Source organism: Mesobacillus jeotgali, assembly GCF_900166585.1.
In the GTDB taxonomy this organism is placed as follows: Bacteria; Bacillota; Bacilli; order Bacillales; family Cytobacillaceae; genus Mesobacillus; species Mesobacillus jeotgali_A.
In genome coordinates, this window is sequence record NZ_FVZC01000009.1 from 2333046 (window position 1) to 2354544 (window position 21499).

Consider the following 21499-nt stretch of genomic DNA (forward strand, 5'->3'; position numbering starts at 1 on the left):
AACGGGCTGCTAAAGCTTAAACAGCCCAATAATGATCAATAAGATTCCTGGTACAAAAGAAAACTTCTGCAGCCAGCCGCTTTCCGAAAAATAACTCCCCATTTTCATGCCTGCATAGACAAACAGTGAACTCATGCAAGCAACCGTCAAAGCCAGGTAGCCAGGCGAAAAGCCCAATAAGGCTGCTCCAATACCGGCACCGAATGCATCAAGGGATAGGGCGAGGCCAAGCATGACCGCTTCAATTCCATTGATTGTACCTGAACGGTCAAAATCTGCTGACATTGGTTTCTTTAAGATATTGATAACAATACCTAGTGATTTAATCTCAAAATTCAGGATGATTTTTTCATGGGAGAGCAATTCTGTTTGGTCATCGCGGAAAAATTGGAATAAAACCCAGCCTCCCAGCACGATCAAGACAGCGCCACCTAGCGTCTCTGCCCATTCAGGTGAAAAAAAGCTCTCGAGAAAATGCCCGATCATCATAGCAGCCATCAGGACCACCGCAGAACAGGCTGCGATAACGGCTATCGATTTTACCGGGATAATCATTCTCCTCAATCCATACGTTAACCCCACACTGAAACTGTCAAGACTGACAGCGAATGCAAGTAAAAGCAGGGATATTATTTGTGCCATAAACTGAGCTCCTTCCTGTCAATCGCTACGTTAGTATATGGAAGGAGCCTAGATATGGTGAAAATTCATGTGTTCAGAGCTTTTGACAAGATGGGCAAAAATGCGTACCCCGCCCGCCGACGACAGTTTTTTGCAAGGGTGTGCCGCAAACCTTACATGGTTCATCCTTTCGGCCATATACAAACAGCTGGAGCTGGAACATGCCAATCTGTCCCTGGGAATTGACATACGACCGGATGGTGCTGCCGCCTTTCTCCACCGCTTCAGAAAGAGTGCTGACAATCTCCCTGTAAAGCACAGCCTCTTCTTCTGGAGACAGAGAGTTTGCAATCCGCTCTGGGTGGATCTTTGCACGGAAAAGCGCCTCGTCTACATAAATATTCCCAAGTCCTACAAGGATCTTTTGATCAAGCAGTGCAGGCTTTATTTTCCGATTAGTCCTTTTGAGCTTTTCCGACAGCCATTCTACTGAAAAATCTTCTGAAAATGGCTCGGGTCCCAAATCGGCTAGTGGCTGTGAATCAAATTCCGTTCCTTTAGCGTACAGATGCATCGTCCCAAATTTGCGGACATCCTTATAGCGCAATTCTTTGCCATCTGTAAAATGGAAAATAACATGGGTGTGTTTTTCAACAGGTTCCCCCGCGCTGAATAATCCGTATTTCCCTTCCATCCTCAGATGGGAGACAAGCGCGAAGTCCTCTGTATAGAAAATCAGGAATTTTCCTCGCCTGCCGATTTGCTGGATTTTTTGGCCGCAAAGCGCATCATTAAATTGTTCCACTTCACTTGGCTTTTTGATCATCTTAGGCCAAAAAACCGAGACACGTTCGATTTCCTTGCCCAGTGCAAGTACCTCAAGCGTCCGCCTGACAGTTTCTACCTCTGGAAGCTCAGGCATTCTATCCCGCCTTTCCTCTTTTCTAGTTGTACCCGTTACTTTGCATCATACCATGTTGGGCCGTAGGAGAAGTCTACCTTTAAAGGAACCTTTAGTTCTATGGCATTTTCCATGACATCTGGAACGATTTTTTTCAGGATTTCAATTTCTTCTTTCGGTGCCTCAAATATTAATTCATCGTGTACCTGAAGGAGCAGTCTAGTCTTGAGGCCTTCTTCATGGAGTCTTTCAGCCATTTCAATCATTGCCTTCTTGATGATGTCGGCTGCGCTGCCCTGGATCGGCGTATTCATGGCTGTCCGTTCTGCAAAACTTCTCAGATTGAAGTTTCGGGCAGTGATTTCAGGAATGTATCTCCGGCGGTGCAATAGCGTCTGGACATATCCTTTCGCCTTGGCATCCTTGATGATTTCATCCATATATTCCTTCACTCCAGGATAACTCTCAAGATAGCGGTCGATGAACTCTCCAGCTTCTTTCCTGGTGATATTCAGGCTTTGTGATAATCCATAATCACTGATTCCGTATACAATTCCGAAGTTTACTGCTTTTGCGTGACGGCGCATATTAGAAGTGACTTCATCTTTCCCGACATTGAAAACTTCCATCGCTGTCTTTGTATGGATATCCAAGTCATTTTGGAAAGCATCGATCAATTTCTCGTCTCCGGCAATGTGGGCGAGAACACGCAATTCAATTTGCGAATAATCGGCCGCAAACATTACCCAGCCTTTTTCTGAAGGAACGAAAGCCTGCCTGATTTTCCGGCCTTCTTCAAGGCGGATCGGGATATTCTGCAGGTTAGGATCGGTAGAGCTTAGCCTGCCTGTCGCGGTCAGCGCCTGGTTGAACCTTGTATGGACTTTCTCTGTTTCTTTGTTTACGACCTTTTGGAGTCCTTCAATATATGTTGATTGAAGCTTGCCAAGCTGGCGGTAATTCAGGATTTCTTCAATGATCTTATGCTTCGGCGCCAATTTTTCCAGGACGTCTGCTGACGTTGAATAACCAGTTTTCGTCTTTTTTGCTGCAGGAAGACCCAGTTTCTCAAATAAAATCACACCTAATTGTTTAGGTGAATTGATATTGAACTGTTCGCCCGCCATCCCAAAAATCTTCATTTCGATTTCGGCCAGACGGCCTTTAATTTCTTCTCCCATTTTCTCCAGGCGTTCGATATCGAGCTTGACCCCTTGATATTCCATATCCGCAAGCACCAGTGACAATGGCATTTCCAGACTGCTGAAGAGATCATGCTGATCATTATCCCATAACTCCTGCTCGAGCTTTTCTTTTAAAGCTGCCAGCACTGCTGCCTTACGGACTAGATGCTCACCTAGAATGGCCTCTTCAGGAATCTTTCGTCTAGCCCCTTTTCCATAGACTGCCTCATCAGCCTGCACGGTATTGAAGCCATGCTGTTTGGCGATTGCAGCGAGATCGTCCGGCGATTCGGAAGGGTTGATGATATAGGACGCCAGTGACACATCGAACTCGGCACCTTTTAGATGGATGCCGTGATGGCGCAATGAAACCTCGGAACGTTTCGCATCATAGACGGACTTTTTGCTAGTCTCATCCTCTGCCCATTTCTTGAATTCCTCAGATTCAAGGGCCATTTTCGCTGGCAGATAATAACGGCCATTTTCATTCACGACAGCAAAACCGACGATATCAGCATAATGATAGTTATCCTCGAGCACCTCAACGTAAAAGCCGTTTTCTTTTGCAAAAATGCTTTCATCCACCGTATTTAGATGTTCGTATTCAATGTCTTCCAGCTCTACATTTTCTGCTATTGCACTTGCACCAAGCTTGTCCAATAACGAGTTAAATCCTAATTCCTTGAACATCTTCACCAATTTCTCGTTTTCTGCGCCTTCATACTCAAGCTCACTCAGTTCTATTCCTACCGGAGCTTCACGAGTAATGGTCGCAAGTTCTTTGCTCATGATGGCCTGGTCTTTGAATTCCTCAAGCTTTTCCTTGAGCTTTTTCCCACTGACCTGGTCAAGCGATTCAATCAGCTTCTCTAGGGTGCCATGCTCCTTCAGCAGCTTGATTGCCGTTTTTTCCCCTACACCCGGCACTCCTGGAATATTATCGGAGGCATCTCCCATAAGCCCCTTCATATCTATGATTTGATCCGCCGTCAGACCATATTTCTCCTTGATATGTTCCGGGGTATATTCCTCGATATCGGTAATGCCCTTCCGGGTGATACTGACTGTTGTCTTGTCAGAGCTCAATTGTGTCAAGTCTTTATCCCCGGATATGACCTTTGTTTCAAACCCTTCTTTTTCAGCTAGCAGGCTTAAAGTGCCGATGATGTCGTCCGCCTCATAATTCTCCAGCTCATATTGAGCAATTCCGTAAGCTGCCAGCAGCTCACGGATGAAAGGGAACTGTTCAGAAAGCTCCGGCGGCGTCTTTTGCCTGCCTCCCTTGTATTCGCTGAAAGTCTTATGCCTGAAGGTCGTTTTGCCGGCATCAAATGCAACAAGAATATGGGAAGGCTTTTCATCCTCAAGTATTTTCATCAGCATCATCGTAAATCCATAAACAGCATTTGTATGTATTCCTCTTTCATTATTCAACAGCGGCAAAGCAAAAAACGCACGGTACGCTATACTGTTGCCGTCGATCAATACAAGCTTCTTTGACATGTCTTTCCTCCTCCTTTTAAAAAACGAGACCTATGAACACTTTATATAAAAAGACCGTTAGATTCCTTCCTATTTTATCATGAGAGAAGATAGAAAGAAAAATAACGGCCCTTTATCAGCCTTCTATTAATTTGTGTAACCCATCAGCATCCTTGCATATGGTGAATCGGATGGGAGGACAATGACGGTCTCTCCGTTGATTGTCTTTTTATAGGATTCCAGTGTGCGGAACATTGTATAGAATTCCGGATCTTTAGAGAATGACTGGTTGTAGACTTTAGCAGCTTCTCCTTCTCCCTCTCCACGAATCGTTTCAGCGTCAGCCGTAGCCTTTGCCAAAAGCTCTTTCACTTCCCTGTCTGTCTGGGCAATAATCCTGTTCTTTTCAGCATCACCCATTGACAGGTATTCCTGAGCCTTAGATTCACGTTCTGAAATCATACGTGTGAAGACAGATTTTTCGTTCTCAGCAGGAAGATCTGTTCTTTTCATGCGGACATCCGTTACGACGACCCCATAATTCCCGCCAGCCAGCAGCTCATTTACCTTTTCAGTCACCCTGTCATTCAGAGAGCCGCGCGATGACTTTTCATCATTGATGATTTCGTCATAATCAAGCTGGCCGAGCTCTGAACGCACCACGGAATAAATGAACTCCTCCATTCTTGATTCAGCACCTTCAAGCGTCCTTGCATTTGAAATCATCTTCTTCGGATCTTCAATCCGCCAGATCGCATAATTATCAATCAAAATCCGCTTTTTATCTTTTGTATTGATTTCAGCCTGTGACACATCATAAGTCATTTGGTATTTAGGCAGTGTGGTTACACTCTGGATGAAAGGAACTTTAAAGTTAAGCCCGGGTTCTTTTATGATTTTCACGACTTCACCGAACTGCCTCACTACTTTGTACTCACCTTGCTTCACAATAAATACATTGGTAAGCATGAAAACGAGAAGGGCTATGATAATGATCAGAAAAATACCTAGTTTTGTATAGTTTCGCCAGTTGAACGAACCGCCGCTCCGTTCCTTGAGATCAATCACATTTTTATCAGCCATTATCTTTTTCACTGCCTTCCTTTTCTGACTTCGGCTTCTCAGCTTCCAGAGGGCGAATTGGGAAATACTTCATCGTGTTGCCATCGTCATTCATAATATAAATTTCCGTGCCTGGCAGCACTTGCTCCATTGTTTCGAGCATCAGACGCTGTCTTGTAATCTCAGGATTGGATTTATATTCCGTATATAGTTTGTTAAAAACTGCAACGTCACCTCTTGCACGCTCAACCCTTGCTGCTTTTTCCCCTTCTGCCCTTGAAATGAGCGCATCTTTTTCACCTTGCGCTTCATTCAGTTGTTTATTGCGATACTTCTTCGCTTCGTTAATCTTAGTGTTCATCGTTTCACGGGCATCTGTCACATCTGTAAATGCTTTTCGTACTTCAGCATTTGGCAGCTCAACATCCTGAAGCTTTACCCCCAATACAGAAACACCCATATCGTATTTTTCAATCAATGTTGACAGCAGATCCCGGACTTCTCCTTCAATCTCTGCCTTCCCCGATGTGAGTGCATCATCAATTTTCGCGTTGCCGATGATGCTCCTTACCGATGCTGAAGTCGCATCATATAAAATTTCTCTTGGATTATCTGCATTATATAAGTACTTTGCCGGATCCGTTATTTTCCATTGAACCACCAGGTCAGCAAGAACAATGTTTTCATCACCGGTAATCATTTTTGTTTCATCAGGAAACTCTTTGATCTCCCCGTTCTTTTGCTCATACCCAAACTGGAGACTGAACGTTTCTTTCGATAATTTCTCCACACTTTGGATCGGCCAAGGCAGCTTGAAGTGCAGTCCCGGCTCGCTGATTCCCGCTTCTACCTTACCGAACGTCAGGATGACAGCCTGTTCGGATTCATCAACCGTATACCATGTCGTAAATGCAGAGAGACCTAGAATAATAGCCAGAACAACAATACCGGTCGTCACGTAGATCCTTTTTAAGCTCACCATTTCATTCCCCTCTTCCTAAGTTTCTTTCTATGTTTGTTTTTACGTTTATTTACAGTAAAAGTTTCAAAATGAATGGTAATTAAAAAATTGTTTTGTCAGAGGTAATAATTGGAGGTAGTTTCAGCAGGAGAAGTTGAAGAGCCGTTGGAACTTTTGGACGGTTTGGACAGGTTAGCAGTAACTGATGAGTACCTGGTCGAACTTGATTCATCTTTGGACAACTTTTCCGTCAAAGAAGAATAGCTGGCAGAACTTGATTCATCTTTGGACAGCTTTTACCGTAAAAGAAGGAAACCTGGCAGAACTTGATTCATCTTTGGACAGCTTTTCCCGTAAAAGAAGAATAGCTGGCAGAACTTGAGCTATCTTTGGACAGCTTTTCCCGTAAAAGAAGGAAACCTTGCAGAACTTGATTCATCTTTGGACAGCTTTTACCGTAAAAGAAGGAAACCTGGCAGAACTTGATTCATCTTTGGACAGCTTTTCCGTCAAAGAAGAAAACCTGGCAGAACTTGATTCATCTTTGGACAGCTTTTCCCGTAAAAGAAGAAAAGCTGGCAGAACTTGATTCATCTTTGGGCAGCTTTTACCGTAAAAGAAGGAAACCTTGCAGAACTTGATTCATCTTTGGACAGCTTTTACCGTAAAAGAAGAAAAGCTGGCAGAACTTGAGCTATCTTTGGACAGCTTTTCCCGTAAAAGAAGAAAAGCTGGCAGAACTTGATTCATCTTTGGACAGCTTTTACCGTAAAAGAAGAAAAGCTGGCAGAACTTGATTCATTTTTGGACAGCTTTTCCGGTAAAAGAAGAATAGCTGGCAGAACTTGAGCTATCTTTGGACAGCTTTTCCCGTAAAAGAAGAAAAGCTGGCAGAACTTGATTCATCTTTGGACAGCTTTTACCGTAAAAGAAGAAAAGCTGGCAGAACTTGATTCATCTTTGGGCAGCTTTTACCGTAAAAGAAGGAAACCTGGCAGAACTTGATTCATCTTTGGACAGCTTTTCCCGTAAAAGAAGAAAAGCTGGCAGAACTTGATTCATCTTTGGACAGCTTTTCCCGTCAAAGAAGAATAGCTGGCAGAACTTGAGCTATCTTTGGACAGCTTTTCCCGTCAAAGAAGAATAGCTGGCAGAACTTGATTCATCTTTGGACAGCTTTTCCCGTCAAAGAAGAATAGCTGGCAGAACTTGATTCATCTTTGGGCAGCTTTTAACAGATGAGAGGAAATCCTGGCAAAACCGAGATCACCTTTGAAAAAACTTTCACTGATTAAGAGGGGAGACATCGGGATTAACTTAACCTTAAAACTACTACCCTTATAATAAAATGAAAAAAGCACAAGCGGGGTCAGCTTGTGCTTCTTTCTGCTTCTTGGATGAAGGGGTTTTCACTAATTATGTTAGCAATTAAGTATTAAGGAAAAATAAACCTTTTGTTAAGACAATGTAAATTTGGAAAACCCTTCTCCATGGAAAGCTGGCCAGGAAACTTACACCCTTAGCATGCCGCGAAAACCTCTTGCTGCGTAATAAGAGTCTGCTCCATTGTGGTATAAGAAGACCGTATCGTAGCGACGGTCACAAAATAGTGCGCCACCCAATCTTCTGATATTTGCAGGTGTATGAATCCAGCTCGACGTTTTTAAGTCAAAGTTTCCATGTTCCTGAAGTTCCCTGTATTGTTCCTCTGTTAAAAGTTCAATGCCCATGTCGGCTGCCATATCCAAAGCGTTATTTTCGGGTTTGTGTTTTTTCCTGGATTCGAGTGCTTCTTTGTCATAACACACACTTCTTCGGCCTTTAGGACTCTCCGCTGAACAATCAAAGAAAATGTATTCGCCCGTCTCTTTATCAATGGCAATCACATCAGGTTCCCCGCCGGTCCTTTCCATTTCATTGAGCGTCCACATTTTGTCGGGGTTTTCTTCGAGCTTGGCTTGTACACTAGCCCAATCAAGACTTTTATGACGTTCCATATTCTTCTCAAAACGGATTCTCAAAGTATGAAAAAGTTCATCACGCTCTTCTCGGGACAACTCTTTATTTTTATTCGGCAATTGAATTCCCTCCTTTGATACTGTATGACTTCGATTTGCCATTCCATATTCCCTTTTAAACCGGACCAAATTTATCTAAGTAAAAAGAAGCAGTCCCTATCATAAAAGGACCGCCCACAATGGTGGTTATATTCGAAAACGATTTTTTACTGAGGCAGCTTTTTATAAAGCTTGATTGTGAAGGTTGTTCCTTTGCCGACTTCACTGGTGACCTCAATTTGCCCTTTATGGGCTTCCACGATATGTTTTACGATGGCAAGGCCAAGTCCTGTTCCGCCTGAGTTCCGGCTTCTTGCCCTATCCACCCGGTAAAACCGTTCAAAAATCCTTGGTATCTCACTTTTTTCAATGCCAATCCCAGAGTCCTTGATCATAAGGAAAATCGTGTCTCCCTGGTCAGCTAAGGAAATTTCTACACTGCCTCCATTTGGCGTATATGTAATTGCGTTGCTGGCAAGATTGATCAACACTTGTTTCAGCCTGTCAGCATCTCCTTCAATTATGGGTTTCCCGCTTGATTGGCCAAATTTCAGTTCAATATCCTTTTGTGCGGCTTTTCCTTTTAATATCTCTATGACTTCAGTTACCTGCTGTTGAAGATCCACACTTCCATATGACAACCGAAAACCATGCTGCTCAATCTTGGACAGGTCAAGCAATTCCTGGATCAACACCTGCAGACGGTCGCTTTCCTTTAAAATGATTTCCAGGAAGGCTTCAAGGGTGTCCTTATCATGCATTGCACCATCGAGCAGTGTTTCGGAAAAACCCTTGATAGAGGTAATGGGTGTCTTAAGCTCATGGGAAACATTTGCTACAAAGTCCTTTCTCATCTGTTCAAGTTTTTTTATCTCGGTGATATCATGAAAAACAAGCAGGATTCCTTTCCAAACCTTGTTTGTCCCGATGATTGGCACTCCGTATACTTCAAAATGGCGTCTTTCGATTTCCAACGGAAGAACGACTTGCTTCCTGACTTTTTGTTCGGTCATGAAAATCTCTTCGACCATTTGAGATATTTCCATATGGTCAATGACTTCATAGTAAAGTTTGTAAAGATATTCCGATGCTTCCACATTGAAAATTTCCTTGTATGGCTTATTGATCAAGTTGATATATCCCCGGCTGTCAATCAAAATCAGGCCGCTGCCCATATTTTCAATCAGGGCGGTAAGTCTGTCCTGCTGGGATTCCTTCAGCTTCATCAGTTCTTGAAGGTTTCTTGCCAGAATGTTGATGGACGAGCTCAGCATACCTGTTTCGTCAATATGATCTTCATATGTCCTGGCGCGGTAATTCCCTTTTGCCAGCTCGATTGCAACATTTGTCGCAGACTCGATTGGTTTGGTATAGCGATTGGTAATCCTCGTACCAAGAAGGATGATAACGATCAGTGCCATGCCAAGACTTATTGTGAGGATCCACCAAATCTGACGATAGGCATTCTGCAGTTCATCGATCTTTGTTGTTAAAAATACGTATCCTTCTTTTTCACCATTATGCTTGAGCGGATGCCAATAATAATGGAGATCATAACCGCCGCCAATTTCAAGATCACTCTTTGAATCGGGATTGTCTTCCACGATCTCCCCGATAATATCCCGGTGCCTGCCGATTTTGGTGCTTGATAGTTCACCCGTGTCATAATGGATATCGCCTTCTAGGTCAACGATGGTAATTCTTGCGTGCAGCAATCGGCTCATCTTTGAAATTTCGTCTGTGTGCAGCGATGCTAGACCTCCGTTTTGCTCAATATTGGAGGTTAAAAGATTCATTTCAATTTTCAAACGCTCATTGAATGAATCGATATAGTAATTCTTGAATAATTGCCCCAGTAACAGGCCAAGGCCGATCAACACGATGATGATCAGGGTAATGAGGGCAAATAAAAGACGTGTCCGGTACTTTGTCATTCTACCTTTGGTTCCTCCAGCTTATAGCCCAGGCCTCGTATTGTTTTTATATAGGATGGCTTCTTCGTGTTCTGTTCAATCTTTTCCCGCAAGTGGCTAATATGTACATCTACAATTCTTGTATCCCCGGCGAAATCATAATTCCACACTGCGCTTAGAAGCTGGTCACGAGTCAATACCCTGCCTTTATTTTTTGCGAGATAAAGGAGCAATTCGAATTCCTTCGGTGTCAGCTCTAGCAGCTCTTCCATATAATAGGCTTCATAAAAATCGGGCATGATTTTAAGCTCGCCAATTTTGATCTGCCCCTCGTCCTTAGGCATTTCTCCCACGGTTTCCGGCAGTGTCTGCACCCTTCTGAGGATGGCTTTTACCCTTGCAACCACCTCCCGAGGACTGAACGGCTTCGTCAAATAATCATCTGCACCTAATTCGAGGCCAAGGACTTTGTCAAACTCGTCATCCTTTGCTGTAAGCATCAAAATTGGCACATTGATTTTCTGCTGCCTGAGCTGCTTGCATACTTCCATGCCATCGAGCTTCGGAAGCATCAAGTCCAAAATCATCAAATCCGGTTTCTCTGCTGCAGCAAGGGTGATCCCTTCCTCACCGTCCATTCCAGTAACAACCGAATAGCCAGCCTGCTCCAGATTATACTTCAGCAGCGTCACAATAGATTGTTCATCGTCCACAACCAAGACCTTCTTGTTCATATAAGCCTCCAAAAAAGTTATTACCCCTGTTTCATCCAATAGCTCTATCTACATTATAATATCAACCCATTATGTAAAATCAAATTTTAAAACAAAATGAAAAGGGATGTACAAATAAATGTACATCCCGATTTTTAAAAGTTTTCCAATGCCTTACCATCCATGCGCTGTACAGGGTATGGCGGACAGACGAGCAGCTGCCCCTTTACAACTGTCTCATCTTCTTCATTTTTTCCCGTTACTGTAATTTCCACATTATGCTTGCTCTTGATGACTTCTGTCACTTCAAACAGAAATTGGACAGTTCCATAATGATAGACCGGCTTCACATATTCAAGATCCTGCTTCAAAATATGGCTTCCTGGTCCAGGAAGGTATTTAGAAACAGCTGCTGTAATGATTCCATTAAGCATGATCGCTGGGACAATCGGCTTCTCATATGGTGTTTGTGAAGCATAATCGTGCTGGATATATAAAGGATTCGCATCATTAGTCAATCCCAAATACAACAGGAGATCTTTATCCTCTATTTTTTCTGTTAGTGTCAATTTTTCACCGACAGTGATTTCTTCTATTTTCCTGCCAAGCTTTCGTTTTCTTCCAAGCAGCATAGCATTTACCCCTTTGCATTAGAAGTTCTGGAAACTATTTTTGTCTAAATTCATAAGTGAAAACTTGTGAAAAAAATCGGGGAATATTCCCCGATTTTTTATTATCGAAACGATTAAGCCAGAACGGCCATAACACTTCGGACAGATTCAGCTGACTTGTCTAGTGCAGCTTTTTCATCTTCTGTCAATTCAAGCTCGATTACTTTTTCAATTCCGCCGGCACCAAGGATTGTTGGAACTCCGAGATAGATTCCTTCGTATCCATATTCCCCTTCGAGGTAGGCAATCGCCGGAAGTACACGACGCTGGTCTTTAAGAATCGCTTCACACATTTCCACAAGTGAGGCTGCTGGCGCGTAGTAAGCGCTCCCATTTCCAAGAAGGTTGACGATTTCGCCACCGCCTTTACGTGTACGCTCTACGATTGCTTCCAGGCGGTCTTTTGGGATAAGTGTTTCAAGAGGAATGCCTCCTGCATATGAATAACGCACTAGTGGCACCATATCATCACCGTGGCCCCCAAGAACAAAACCAGTTACATCTTTTACAGATAGGTTCAATTCCTGTGCAACGAATGTACGGAAACGGGCTGAATCCAATACACCTGATTGACCGATTACTCTGTTTTTAGGGAAACCGGACTCTTTAAAAATAGTATAAGTCATCGCGTCAACCGGATTTGTAAGTACGACGATAAAACTATTCGGGGAGTGCTTGGCGATTTCCTGGGCTACACTTTTCATGATTTTCTGGTTCGTCTGGACAAGGTCATCTCGGCTCATGCCAGGTTTGCGTGCAATACCAGCTGTGACAACAACGATGTCTGAGTCTTTCGTATCCTCATAGCTGGAAGTACCGGTAATGTTCGCGTCAAAGCCTTGGACTGGACTCGCTTCAAGCATATCAAGCGCTTTACCCTTTGTTGGGTTTTCCATTTGCGGGATATCGACCAACACTACATCCCCAAGTTCCTTCTGTGCAAGCAAGAATGCTGTTGTTGCTCCAGTGAATCCTCCACCAATGACTGAAATCTTTTTGCGTTTCAATGACATAAGGCTTCCTCCTCAGAACGAATATATTTTTAAAAAGGCTCTTTTCTCCAACTTTGCTGCTATATCTACTAAATAGGATGGAATTACCTATGTTTCTACAAAGAATCCACCCTTATGAAGAGAAAAGAGCTTGCAAACTTAGTACCGACATACAAAATGGATTTTATCACGTTAAAATCGGCTTTAGGATTTTAACAACCATCTTTACGAGAACAACCTTTAAAAATATATGTTATTTATGTAAAGGCTATCCTTAAAAAGGATAGCCTTCTGCACATTTTTAGCCCATGTTCTTGATCAGTTCATCACCGAACTCAGAAGTCTTCACTTCTGTAGCGCCATCCATCAAACGTGCAAAGTCATATGTTACAACCTTTGAAGCGATTGATTTTTCCATAGACTTGACAATCAGGTTGGCAGCTTCCGTCCAGCCAAGGTGTTCAAGCATAAGAACTCCTGAAAGGATAACTGAAGACGGGTTAACTTTATCCAAACCAGCATATTTCGGAGCAGTACCATGAGTCGCTTCAAAAATAGCATGGCCAGTTTCATAGTTGATGTTTGCTCCAGGAGCGATACCGATACCGCCTACCTGTGCTGCAAGTGCATCAGAAATGTAGTCGCCGTTAAGGTTCATTGTCGCAACAACATCGAACTCTTTCGGACGAGTAAGGATTTGCTGAAGGAAGATATCTGCAATCGCATCTTTAACGATGATCTTGCCAGCAGCCTCTGCGTCAGACTGAGCTTTATTCGCTGCATCAGTACCCTGTTCTTCTTTAATCTTGTCATACTGAGCCCAAGTGAATACCTTATCGCCGAATTCTTTCTCAGCAAGTTCATAACCCCAGTTTTTGAACGCACCTTCAGTGAATTTCATGATATTGCCTTTATGTACAAGCGTTAATGACTTACGTCCTTCTGTGATGGCGTAATTGATCGCTGAACGTACAAGGCGCTCTGTTCCTTCTTTGGAAACAGGCTTGATACCGATTCCTGAAGTTTCAGGGAAACGGATTTTATTTACGCCCATTTCGTTTTGCAGGAATTCAAGAACTTTCTTGACTTCTTCAGAACCGCTAGCATACTCAATACCCGCATAGATGTCTTCAGTGTTTTCACGGAAAATAACCATGTCAGTGTCCTGAGGACGCTTTACAGGTGATGGTACACCTTCGAACCAGCGTACAGGACGCAGGCATACGAATAGGTCTAGTTCCTGGCGAAGTGCAACGTTAAGGGAACGGATTCCGCCGCCGATAGGTGTTGTTAATGGACCCTTGATTGCGATTAAGTACTCATTGATCGACTCTAGAGTTTCGCTTGGTAGCCACTCGCCAGTCTGGTTGAATGCCTTTTCCCCAGCAAGAACCTCTTTCCAGACAATCTTGCGCTCACCCTTGTATGCTTTTTCAACAGCAGCATCAAGGACACGGACAGAAGCTGCCCAGATATCAGGACCTGTTCCGTCACCTTCGATAAAAGGAACAATCGGGTTGTTTGGTACGTTTAAAACTCCATCTTTAACTGTAATTTTTTCACCTTGCATAGTAAACTCTCCCTCCAAAATCCTCATTCTTTTCAGAATCAAAGGTTAGCAGGCTGGCAGGCCTCTAACCTTTACTCAGGAAAGTCAGGCAATCCTGACTGACTTTCCTCACTCTCCTATTACAGCAATTTTTCACTAAAAAGTAAAATATTGCTCCTCTATTTCTATAAATTATCTCATTTCGATGGCAACATAGTCCTGCTTGCCAGGACCCGTATAATCAGCACGAGGGCGGATCAGACGGTTGTTGTCATACTGCTCAAGTATATGCGCAAGCCATCCGGATACACGGCTTACTGCAAAAATTGGCGTGAAAAGGTCATGGTCAATGCCAAGGCTGTGGTATACAGATGCAGAATAGAAGTCGACATTCGGCGGCAGATTCTTTTCGCCTGTTACGATATCTTCAATTTTAGTGGACATCTGATACCAATGCGGCTCGCCGGTAAGCTCAGTAAGCCTCTTGGACATTTCTCTCAAGTGTTTCGCACGAGGGTCTCCCTGGCGGTATACACGGTGTCCGAAGCCCATGATTTTTTCTTTGTTCGCAAGCTTTCCGCGGATTGCTGGCTCAACATTTTCAAGTGTGCCGATTTCAGTCAGCATTTTCATAACTGCTTCGTTAGCTCCTCCATGAAGAGGTCCCTTTAATGCACCGATAGCTGCTGTAACACCAGAATACACATCTGATAGCGTCGCCACACATACTCGTGCTGTGAATGTCGAAGCATTGAGCTCATGATCAGCGTGAAGGACAAGAGCTTTGTTCATTGCTTCTACAGCCACATCTTCAGGCTCATCACCAGTCAGCATATACAGGAAGTTTGCAGCGAAATTCAGGTCTTCCCTTGGCGCAATTGGCTCAAGACCTTTCCTTACTCTTGCAAAAGCAGTTACAATAGCTGGCATTTTTGCCTGAAGACGAATCGCTTTACGGTAATTCGCTTCTTTCTCCATAACATCCGCTTCATCATCGTATAATCCTAAAAGAGATACTGCCGAGCGAACTGCAGCCATCGGATGGACTTTATCAATAGGGTACATCTTGAAATGCTCAAGCACTTCCTTTGGCAATGCCGCATTTTCTGCAAGCTGCTTCTTCAATTCGTCCAATTCTGCCGCTGTAGGAAGCTTGCGATGCCATAATAGGTAAATCACTTCTTCGAAACTAGCATTTTCTGCTAGATCATCAATGTCATAGCCAACATAAGTCAGTGTATCATCGATGATAGAACTGATAGAAGATGTTGTTGCCACTACCCCTTCAAGACCACGTGTTACTGTCATACTCAATCTCTCCTTTGTAGTTTAATTTCCCCATATCCCATAATTTGTCTGTTTGTTGAATTGCTGTTCACAACAGCGTTCAGAAAAAAGAAATTTCTGACACTTTATACGAAAAGCCGGATGCATACGCCGGCGACAGACCTTTTCCAGCCGAATTGCCTCTATGAAGATAGTATCGAGCGCTTGCTCAGGCAGCCGGCAAAAAAGAAAATGCTTACATTTTATTAGATTTCAAGAACCGTGGATACTCTGCTCATCCCCCAGCCCATACAACAGGGATGGAAGCAGTTACAAGTCCTATTATAAACAATTATCTGACATTTGTGAATGAAAACAACTTAATTCAACAGAAAATATTATTTTGGTAAAAAGCTATTTGAAAAAATCAAAGAATTTCATGGCTGCAAATGCAATCCCTGCACCTATCAAAGGACCTACTGCCACACCTTTGAATAACGATACTGCCAGGATGGTTCCCAAGACTAGCGCAGTTGTGATATGAGGATCTTCAGCGAGCAGTGTGACCCCACCCTTTGCAAGCAGAGCAACGGCCATCCCTGAAATCAATGCAATCCAGGCATAAGGTGATTTAAAGGCACCTGATAAATCCTTGAAGCCAATATCACCACTGGCAATTGGGGCCAGGACGGCAATGGTGATAATTGTCACTCCCCAGTTAATACCCTTTCCCTGAAGCAGCGAAAACGTTTTTGCTTCAAACCCGGCAATCTTCATCACAAGAAGTACAAGTACAGCTATAATTAATGATTGGTTTTTGGCTAAGAAAGCTATCACAAGCAATGTTATTAAAAAAAGCATAGGCTGCAGCATAAAATTTTTTCATCCTTCCACGGTTAATACTATTTTAACATAATTAAAAATATTACACCAAGCCAGAGGGCAGATGCAGTTGTATCTATTAATATACGCTCCAGCAACTTGTCCAAATCACCCATCATATTGCCCAGGCTTTAAAGGGATTTTTATGTATAAGTCGAATCTTTTTAACATATGAATCGTATATTGTAGAAAACTTTCCGGACTGGCTCCAAGTTTTCATGATAAACAGCATGTACTAGCATCCAGGCAATTGACCATTCCAAAAGGAGGAAACTGCTTGAACCCGGTATATCTTCATCGAACCATACGTTTTATTCTAGTCATAAGCACGATTGTTGCAGGAGCTTTTGCCTTATATTATGTTTCAAAGGTCACATATCCATTTTTAATCGGATTTCTGATTGCGTTTATGATGAATCCGCTCGTCAACTTTCTTCAAATGCGGGCTAAAATACCGAGGTCCCTGGCAGTAATCATTGCTCTCATCCTGATTATGTCATTGTTTGCCGGACTGCTGACTTTGCTTGTTGTTGAAATAGCATCCGGGGCCGAATATCTGGCTAAGGTTGTCCCTGATCACCTGGTTACTTTAATTGATTACATAGAGCATCTATTTGCTGCCCAGCTCATTCCGCTTTATAACCAATTAGCTGGTTTGTTCCAAAACCTGGATGCAGGTCAGCAGGATACGATCATGGACAATATCCAGAATGTCGGTGCCACTATCGGGACAACCGCAGGGAATTTTATCAAGAACTTTTTTGAAAAAATTCCGAACATCCTGTCATGGTTCCCGAATGCAGCAACCGTTCTTATTTTCTCTTTGCTGGGGACATTCTTCATCAGCAAGGATTGGTATAGATTATCCGCATTAGGTACGAGGCTCTTGCCGAATCGAGCTAGGACAAGCAGTAAAAGTGTTTTTGATGATTTAAAAAAGGCTTTATTCGGATTTATTAAGGCCCAGGCGACCCTGATATCGATTACCACGGTTATCATCCTGATCGGATTACTGATCCTCAGAGTTGATTATGCGATCACGATCGCCCTCGTGACCGGCATTATTGACATCATTCCATACCTTGGCACGGGGGCTGTATTTGTTCCATGGATCATATATGAAGCGGTAACCGGTGACATGAGTACTGCAATCGGTTTGGGTGTTTTATATGTTGTTGTCCTTGTACAAAGGCAAGTAATGGAGCCAAAAATTCTATCATCCAGCATTGGCCTGGATCCACTCGCTACCTTGATTGCCCTGTTTGTCGGTTTTAAAACTATCGGGTTCCTGGGACTGATTGTCGGTCCTGTGATTCTGGTTGTCTTCAACACTCTGCAGCGCGCTAACGTATTCCATGATTTATGGTCGTTCATTAAAGGAAAAGATGAAGTGATAATCAAGTAGGTTTGCAGACAGGGACTGTCGAGCGTTCCGTTCCATACATTTGGGAGTTCAAGGTTCCGGACAGTAAATACATGAGTGTAAGTAAGTTTAAACGCGAGCAAATAACAAAACGCCAACAATTAGTGTTGGCGTTTTTATCTTATCGTATAACTTTAATGGTCCCTTTATCCATCCAGTTACGGAACAGCTTCAGCATCAATGCTTTGAAAAACTTCCTTGTAGGTGGCGCCAGAAGTAAAATCCCCATGATGTCGGTGATGAATCCAGGAGTCAAAAGCAGGACTCCTCCAACGAGAATGCTTATTCCATCCAGGATGACATCTCCTGGCATCATGCCTCGCCTTAATTGATCCTGTGTTCTTCTGATTGTTTCCAATCCCTGCTGTTTCGCAAGGTAAGCCCCGAGGAAACCTGTGAGGATTATAAGTGAAATCGTTGGCCAAATGCCGATTGTTTGCCCTGAAAGCAATAAGACAGAAATCTCAGCCGCTGGAATAATAATTAAAAACAGAAAAATGTATTTCATTTTCCACCTCAATGTGTTGGAATAGCCTGTCTTTCTATTATACGTGCCGAGCTGATGAGAATACAATAATATGATTGCTATGATTCCCAAATATATGAACGAGGGTAAACATTAAGATTAATTGAGGTAGCTTCGGACATCTCCTCCAAGTTCAGCTGCTATTTTGTCTTAACATGGGTGACAACGGACATTTCCTTCAAAATCATCTCCCGGCTTTGTCCGAACCGGGGCCAACTCATGAAGTCACATGATGAACCGCCTGCTTTTTTCGGACCCATAAAAATAAAAGCGTGAAATCCTAAGATTCCACGCTAATTATTAAGAAGCTTATTTATAAAACGCTCGCATGTCCTTTGTAGATGACACCTCTTGCAGAGTCCACTGTGATTTCCTGGCCATCCGTGAACAGGTTCATCGCATTTTCCACTCCTACGATGACCGGGATTCCAAGGTTCAATCCAACAACTGCTGCATGGCTTGTCAGACCGCCTTCTTCAGTGATTAATGCACTGCATTTCTCAAGGGCAGGTACCATTTCACGGTCGGAGCCGATTGTTACAAGGATGCTGCCTGGCTTTACCTTACTGATTGCTTCTTGGGCATCTTTTGCTAAAACTACTCTTCCGTATGCAGATTTGCGGCCAATACCTTGTGCTTTTGCAAGGATATCTCCTACTACATGGATTTTCATCAAGTTAGTTGTGCCTGCTTCTCCAACTGGTACACCAGCAGTGATGACTACCAGGTCACCATGGGAAACATGACCGCTGTTGACACTTTCTTCGACTGCGCTGGCAAGCATTTCATCCGTCGTTTCTGCCTTTTCTCCAAGCTGTGGATACACTCCCCATACGAGGGCAAGTCGGCGGACCACATGATCATTAGAAGTAACCGCAATGATCGGTGCTTTTGGACGGTACTTTGAAATCATACGTGCAGTATGTCCACTTTCAGTTGGTGTGATGATGGCATTAACTTCAAGGTTTAGCGCTGTGTGTGCAACCGATTGTCCGATTGCATCCGTGATATTGTGGTCTGTCTCTTTACTGCGGAATGACAGTAATTCTTTATGATTAAGCGCCTGCTCTGCACGAGATGCGATGTTATGCATTGTCTGCACAGCTTCAACAGGGTAGTGTCCCGCTGCTGTTTCACCTGAAAGCATGATAGCGTCAGTTCCATCAAATATCGCATTCGCAACGTCACTAGCCTCTGCACGAGTTGGACGAGGGTTGCGCTGCATAGAATCGAGCATTTGAGTAGCTGTGATGACTGGCTTTCCGAGTGTATTGCACTTTTTGATCAAATCTTTTTGCACAAGTGGCACTTCTTCGGCTGGGATTTCTACACCAAGATCTCCACGGGCAACCATCAGTCCATCTGAAACCTCAAGGATTTCGTTGATGTTGTCAACGCCTTCCTGATTTTCAATCTTAGGAATGATCTGGATGTGGGAACCGTTATTTTCTTCTAAAAGCTGACGGATTTCCAAAACATCCGTTGCGCGCCGCACAAAAGAAGCTGCGATGAAATCTACGCCTTGTTCGATCCCGAAAAGGATATCTTTTGCATCCTTTTCCGTGATTCCCGGAAGATTAACGGAAACACCAGGAACGTTAACGCCTTTTTTATTTTTAAGCGTACCCGTGTTAAGGACTTTGGTCTTGATTTCATTATTTTCTTTATCGATGCTGATTACTTCAAGCCCGATTAAACCGTCATCAAGCAGAATTTTCGCACCGGGATGGACATCATCAATAAGCTGGTCATAAGTAACAGAGAATTTCTCGGCTGTACCCAGAACTTCTTTCATGGATACAATACATTCCTGGCCTGTCACAAGCTCGATTGCGCCATTTTCCATATCATTTGTGCGGATTTCAGGGCCTTTCGTATCAAGAAGGATACCAACCTTCTTCCCTGTTTTCTCTGCAGCTTCTCTGATATTCTTGATACGGGCAGCATGTTCTTCATGATTCCCGTGGGAGAAATTCAAGCGGGATACATTCATTCCTGACTCAATCAGCTGGGTTAATTTTTCTACACTTTCACTTGCGGGACCAATCGTACAAACAATTTTCGTTTTGCGCATAGATTGCAACCTCCTGGTTTACTGTAAAGAAATTAGATAGAAAGCTCTTTTGATAATTTATATAAGTTCAAATCAAGCGTATGTTCTTTAGCCAGAGCCTCGATAATGTCATAGTCAACCAACTGGTTCTTCTCCATTCCGACAGCTCGTCCGCCTTTGCCTTCTAATAAAAGCTCTACCGCGCGGGCGCCAAGTCGGCTCGCCAATACACGGTCAAATGCAGTCGGTGACCCGCCGCGCTGGACATGGCCGAGAACCGTAACTCTCGTATCGAAGTCCGTTTCTTCCTTTAATTTTTTTGCGAATTCATAGCCATTCATGACTCCTTCAGCCACAACAATGATACTATGCTTTTTACCGCGTTCATGACCTTTTTTTAGACGGTTGGCAATATCCTTCATATCATGCGGATCTTCCGGAATAAGAATAGTTTCCGCACCACCAGCTAAACCTGCCCATAGCGCGATATCTCCCGCATTACGTCCCATTACTTCGACGACAAAGGTTCTTTCATGTGAAGAAGCTGTATCACGGATCTTGTCAATCGCGTCAATAACTGTGTTAAGTGCTGTATCGAAGCCGATGGTGAACTCCGTGCCAGGAATATCATTATCAATCGTCCCAGGGACACCAACACAAGGAAATCCTTGCTCAGTCAAAGCCTTTGCGCCTCGGTAAGAACCATCTCCTCCAATAACGACTAAGCCGTCAATGCCGAATTTCTTCAGTTGTTCGATACCTTTTTGCTGGCCTTCCTTATTCTTGAATTCTTCACTGCGTGCAGAGTAAAGGAATGTCCCTCCACGGTGGATAATGTCACCTACAGATCCTAGTTCAAGCTTTTGGATATTTCCGTTCATCAATCCAGCATACCCGCCGATTACACCGTACACCTCGACATCATGATAAATAGCCTTCCTTACGACGGCACGAACTGCTGCGTTCATCCCAGGGGCATCCCCGCCGCTCGTCAAAACACCAATTCTTTTCATTGTCTTTCACCTCATTCGGGATCATCTATGTACTTTTCCTGCTCTTTTCGAATGGTTCCCTTCATATTTCAACTGTAAAATTATTGGAAGTCTACTTTTACTCTTGAAAATAAAAAAGCAACGAATCCGGAAAAAACAAATAGAAAACAAAAATTACTGTGTATCCTGTCAGCTTCTATTATTATGAACAGAATACCCGGGAATATTTCTAAAATAACATGTAGAATACC

General features: G+C 43.3%; 19 protein-coding genes. 3 read left to right on the forward strand and 16 right to left on the reverse strand.

Translation table 11 applies throughout. From position 1 onward, the window contains the following. Positions 1–9: 9 nt before the first annotated feature. From ytaF to hflK, 5 genes are all read right to left on the reverse strand, one after another. A complete protein-coding gene (ytaF, locus tag B5X77_RS21870) occupies positions 10–642 on the reverse strand; it encodes a sporulation membrane protein YtaF (RefSeq protein WP_079510008.1) in 633 nt (210 codons plus the stop codon). Between the two features lie 73 nt (positions 643–715). Next, a complete protein-coding gene (mutM, locus tag B5X77_RS21875; RefSeq protein WP_079510009.1) occupies positions 716–1543 on the reverse strand; it encodes a DNA-formamidopyrimidine glycosylase in 828 nt (275 codons plus the stop codon). Positions 1544–1578: 35 nt separating this feature from the next. After that, on the reverse strand, positions 1579–4209 hold the full coding sequence (gene polA, locus B5X77_RS21880; protein ID WP_079510010.1) for a DNA polymerase I: 2631 nt from the start codon (positions 4207–4209) through the stop codon (positions 1579–1581). Between the two features lie 126 nt (positions 4210–4335). Further along, positions 4336–5271, reverse strand: a complete 936-nt coding sequence (gene hflC, locus B5X77_RS21885) for a protease modulator HflC (RefSeq protein WP_079510011.1) — start codon at positions 5269–5271, stop codon at positions 4336–4338. Continuing rightward, on the reverse strand, positions 5264–6232 hold the full coding sequence (hflK, locus tag B5X77_RS21890; RefSeq protein WP_079510012.1) for an FtsH protease activity modulator HflK: 969 nt from the start codon (positions 6230–6232) through the stop codon (positions 5264–5266). The genes hflC and hflK overlap by 8 nt, the downstream gene beginning before the upstream one ends. Positions 6233–6340: 108 nt before the next feature. Here hflK and B5X77_RS23895 point away from each other — a divergent pair, with 108 nt between their 5' ends. Both B5X77_RS23895 and B5X77_RS23520 read left to right on the forward strand, forming a co-directional pair. Then, positions 6341–6475 carry a hypothetical protein gene (locus tag B5X77_RS23895; protein ID WP_257391871.1) on the forward strand — a complete coding sequence of 45 codons (135 nt, stop codon included), beginning with the start codon at positions 6341–6343 and terminating at the stop codon, positions 6473–6475. Between the two features lie 157 nt (positions 6476–6632). Further along, the gene (locus B5X77_RS23520) at positions 6633–6800 is read left to right on the forward strand and encodes a hypothetical protein (protein WP_176167398.1); all 168 of its coding nucleotides are present in this window, start codon (positions 6633–6635) and stop codon (positions 6798–6800) included. Positions 6801–7722: 922 nt separating this feature from the next. On the opposite strand, the gene B5X77_RS21895 is transcribed toward B5X77_RS23520, so the two are convergent. The 8 genes from B5X77_RS21895 to B5X77_RS21930 all read right to left on the reverse strand — a co-directional run bounded on the left by B5X77_RS21895 (position 7723) and on the right by B5X77_RS21930 (position 16245). Next, the gene (locus tag B5X77_RS21895; RefSeq protein WP_139378410.1) at positions 7723–8289 is read right to left on the reverse strand and encodes a DUF4256 domain-containing protein; all 567 of its coding nucleotides are present in this window, start codon (positions 8287–8289) and stop codon (positions 7723–7725) included. Positions 8290–8435: 146 nt separating this feature from the next. Continuing rightward, positions 8436–10202 (reverse strand): two-component system histidine kinase PnpS, encoded by a 1767-nt coding sequence (pnpS, locus tag B5X77_RS21900; RefSeq protein WP_079510014.1) that lies wholly within the window; start codon positions 10200–10202, stop codon positions 8436–8438. Next, the gene (locus tag B5X77_RS21905; RefSeq protein ID WP_079510015.1) at positions 10199–10915 is read right to left on the reverse strand and encodes a response regulator transcription factor; all 717 of its coding nucleotides are present in this window, start codon (positions 10913–10915) and stop codon (positions 10199–10201) included. Before B5X77_RS21905 ends, pnpS begins: the two co-directional genes overlap by 4 nt. A 134-nt stretch (positions 10916–11049) precedes the next feature. After that, the gene (locus B5X77_RS21910; protein ID WP_079510016.1) at positions 11050–11526 is read right to left on the reverse strand and encodes a MaoC/PaaZ C-terminal domain-containing protein; all 477 of its coding nucleotides are present in this window, start codon (positions 11524–11526) and stop codon (positions 11050–11052) included. A 113-nt stretch (positions 11527–11639) separates the two neighbouring features. Further along, positions 11640–12578 (reverse strand): malate dehydrogenase, encoded by a 939-nt coding sequence (gene mdh / locus B5X77_RS21915; protein ID WP_079510017.1) that lies wholly within the window; start codon positions 12576–12578, stop codon positions 11640–11642. A 280-nt stretch (positions 12579–12858) separates the two neighbouring features. Beyond that, complete coding sequence (gene icd, locus B5X77_RS21920; RefSeq protein WP_079510018.1) at positions 12859–14127, reverse strand: NADP-dependent isocitrate dehydrogenase; 1269 nt, start codon at positions 14125–14127, stop codon at positions 12859–12861. Positions 14128–14298: 171 nt separating this feature from the next. Continuing rightward, entirely contained in the window at positions 14299–15414 is a 1116-nt protein-coding gene (citZ, locus tag B5X77_RS21925) for a citrate synthase (RefSeq protein ID WP_079510019.1), read from the reverse strand. A 372-nt stretch (positions 15415–15786) separates the two neighbouring features. Then, positions 15787–16245 carry a DUF441 domain-containing protein gene (locus B5X77_RS21930; protein ID WP_079510020.1) on the reverse strand — a complete coding sequence of 153 codons (459 nt, stop codon included), beginning with the start codon at positions 16243–16245 and terminating at the stop codon, positions 15787–15789. Positions 16246–16531: 286 nt separating this feature from the next. Here B5X77_RS21930 and ytvI point away from each other — a divergent pair, with 286 nt between their 5' ends. Beyond that, the gene (gene ytvI / locus B5X77_RS21935) at positions 16532–17659 is read left to right on the forward strand and encodes a sporulation integral membrane protein YtvI (protein WP_079510021.1); all 1128 of its coding nucleotides are present in this window, start codon (positions 16532–16534) and stop codon (positions 17657–17659) included. 139 nt (positions 17660–17798) lie between these two features. On the opposite strand, the gene B5X77_RS21940 is transcribed toward ytvI, so the two are convergent. From B5X77_RS21940 to pfkA, 3 genes are all read right to left on the reverse strand, one after another. Beyond that, positions 17799–18185: an FxsA family protein gene (locus B5X77_RS21940; RefSeq protein WP_079510022.1), complete on the reverse strand. Its 387-nt coding sequence runs from the start codon at positions 18183–18185 to the stop codon at positions 17799–17801. Positions 18186–18516: 331 nt separating this feature from the next. Beyond that, entirely contained in the window at positions 18517–20277 is a 1761-nt protein-coding gene (pyk, locus tag B5X77_RS21945; RefSeq protein WP_079510023.1) for a pyruvate kinase, read from the reverse strand. A gap of 32 nt (positions 20278–20309) precedes the next feature. Continuing rightward, positions 20310–21269 (reverse strand): 6-phosphofructokinase, encoded by a 960-nt coding sequence (gene pfkA / locus B5X77_RS21950; RefSeq protein WP_079510024.1) that lies wholly within the window; start codon positions 21267–21269, stop codon positions 20310–20312. Between the last annotated feature and the right edge of the window lie 230 nt (positions 21270–21499).